General features: G+C 70.6%; 4 protein-coding genes. All 4 read left to right on the top strand.

The annotated features are described in order from the left end of the window. Positions 1 to 845, top strand: an 845-nt coding sequence (locus tag ACTS11_RS11420) for a branched-chain amino acid aminotransferase (RefSeq protein ID WP_442640439.1), incomplete at its 5' end; no start/stop codon positions are given. Between the two features lie 91 nt (positions 846 to 936). Next, entirely contained in the window at positions 937 to 1,539 is a 603-nt protein-coding gene (locus tag ACTS11_RS11415) for a hypothetical protein (RefSeq protein ID WP_442640438.1), read from the top strand. A 95-nt stretch (positions 1,540 to 1,634) separates the two neighbouring features. Beyond that, positions 1,635 to 2,090 (top strand): universal stress protein, encoded by a 456-nt coding sequence (locus ACTS11_RS11410; protein WP_442640437.1) that lies wholly within the window; start codon positions 1,635 to 1,637, stop codon positions 2,088 to 2,090. Between the two features lie 86 nt (positions 2,091 to 2,176). Beyond that, positions 2,177 to 2,486, top strand: a 310-nt coding sequence (locus ACTS11_RS11405) for a NifU N-terminal domain-containing protein (protein ID WP_442640436.1), incomplete at its 3' end; no start/stop codon positions are given.

Below are 2,486 nucleotides of genomic sequence, written 5' to 3'. Positions count from 1 at the left end.
GGACATATTTCGAAGGCGGCTGGCACGAGGGCGACGTCCCCGTCATGCGGGCCGCCGATCACGGCGCCTGGCCCGGCACGACGGTCTTCGACGGCGCGCGCCATGTCGACGGCCTCGCCCCCGACCTCATGGCGCATTGCGAACGCGTCGTGGCCTCGGCCCGCGCGCTGATGCTGAACCCCGCGCAATCCCCGCGGGAGATCTTCGACGCCGTCTGGGAGGGTCTGCGCCTCTACCCGCGCGAGGCGGCGGTCTACATCCGGCCGATGTTCTGGGGCATTGACGGCGGGCATCTCGGCATCCTGCCGGGCGAGGGTCCGGCGGGCTTCTGCATCTCGCTCGAAGAGATCCCGATGGCCGACCCCGACAAGGCGGCACGCCTGACGACGACGCGCTTCCGCCGCCCGGTGCTGGCCGACAACGTCTGCAACGCCAAGGCGGGCTGCCTCTATCCCAACAACGCGAGGATGCTCGCCGAGGCGCGCGACAAGGGCTACGACAACGCGCTCGTGGCCGACGCGCTCGGCAACGTGGCCGAGACGGCCTCGGCCAACATCTTCATGGTGCGCGACGGGGTGGTGTTCACGCCGATCCCGAACGGCACCTTCCTCGCCGGGATCACGCGCGGGCGGCACATGGCGAACCTGCGCGCCGCCGGGGTGGAGGTGGTCGAGACCGTGCTGACCTTCGACGACTTCCGGCAGGCGGAGGAGGTCTTCATGACCGGCAACCTCAACAAGGTCACGCCGGTGATCGAGTTCGACGGCACCCACTACCAGCACGGGCCCGTCGCCCGGCGCGCGCGGGAGCTCTACTGGGACTGGGCGAAGAGCGAGGCCGCCTGAGAAATTCCGCCTCAGGTTGTCGAAACGCCGGGCTCTCGCGGCTCATGGGTGTGGACGCGGCCTTGCGTCCGATCATCCAGGAGCAACGATCATGACCCTTCTCAGAACCGCCCACGCCGCCGCTGCCGCCGCCCTCGTGCTGTCGGCGCTCGTCCCCCTGCCCGGCCATGCCGACTTCGCCCCCGCCGAGGAGATCGCCACCCTCTCGGGCACCTTCCGCTCCGCCGCGCCCGAGCCGTGGTACGGCGGCTGGGGCACGCGCGAGTTCGTCTTCGCGAACGGCACCTGGTCGCTCGTGTTCAGCCATGCGCTCGACCCGGACATGACGCTGCGCACCTTCGTCTTCCGCACCGGCGGCCCCTACGAGGTCGGCGCGCCGTCCGACGCGGTTCCGGGCGCCTTCGAGGGGAACTTCGACGAGGACTGGAAGCACCTGACGCTGATGACGGCGGACCCGGCGCTGGCCGAGGCGCTGGGCCTCGCCGACTGCGGGCTCGTCCCGAACCTCGAGACCGACATCTCCGCCACGGGCTGCGCCGCCTGGGCGCCGGTGGCCGAGTGCGGCACCGACCACGACCTCATCGCGCTCGACGCGGCGGGGGTGCATTTCGGCGTCCGGCCGGCGGACAACGACATGTGCACGCCGGACAGGCGGCCGACCGCGCTCCTGCCCGCGGTGCCGGCCTTCCGCTAGGCCCTCCGGCGCCGCGTCCCGCCGAGGGCGCGGCGCCGCGCTTGCCAGCCCCGAGGTCCCGCGCCATGCTCGGGCGAGGACAGGGAGCAGGGCCCATGCGGAAGTTTCTCGTCGTGCTCGACGACACGCGCGAATGCCTGAACGCGATGCGCTTCGCGGCCATGCGGGCGCGGAACACCGGCGGCGGGGTCGAGATCATCTCGATCATCCCGCCCGACGAGTTCAACCACTGGATCGGCGTGGGCGAGGTCATGCGGGCCGAGGCGCGCGAGCGGATCGAGGCGCATTTCAACGTCTTCGCCAAGTGGATGCGCGACCGCCAGAAGGTCGACCCGACCCTCGTGATCCGCGAGGGCGCGGCCGTCGACCAGATCCTCGCCCATATCCGCGAGTCGCCCGAGATCGGCGTGCTCGTGCTCGGCGCGGGCTCGGGCAAGGCGGGTCCGGGGCCGCTCGTGACGGCGCTGACCAAGCAGGCGGGCACGCTGCCCGTGCCCATCACCATCGTTCCGGGCGAGCTGTCCAAGGAACAGCTCGAGCAGATCACCTGACGCCGGGCCGATTTAGAACGGTTCCAATTCTTGACTTCGGAGGGGCCGGACCGCATATCTCCTGCAACCCCCGAGGAGGCGTTCCCATGTTCATCCAGACCGAATCCACGCCGAACCCGGCGACGCTCAAGTTCCTGCCCGGCCAGTCCGTGCTGGAGATGGGAACGGCCGACTTCCCGAACGCGGACGCGGCCGAGAAGTCGCCCCTCGCCCGCCGCATCTTCGCGGTCGAGAACGTCACCGGCGTCTTCTTCGGCACCGACTTCGTCACCGTGACCAAGGCCGAGGGCGCGGAGTGGGATCACATGAAGCCCGCCATCCTCGGCGCGATCATGGAGCATTTCCAGTCGGGCGCGCCCGTCATGGAGGGCGAGGGCGGCGGCACCGGCGGCCATG

The organism is Roseicyclus sp. (genome assembly GCF_052168335.1).
Lineage (GTDB): Bacteria > Pseudomonadota > Alphaproteobacteria > Rhodobacterales > Rhodobacteraceae > Roseibacterium.
This window is presented reverse-complemented; position numbering and strand designations above follow the sequence as displayed.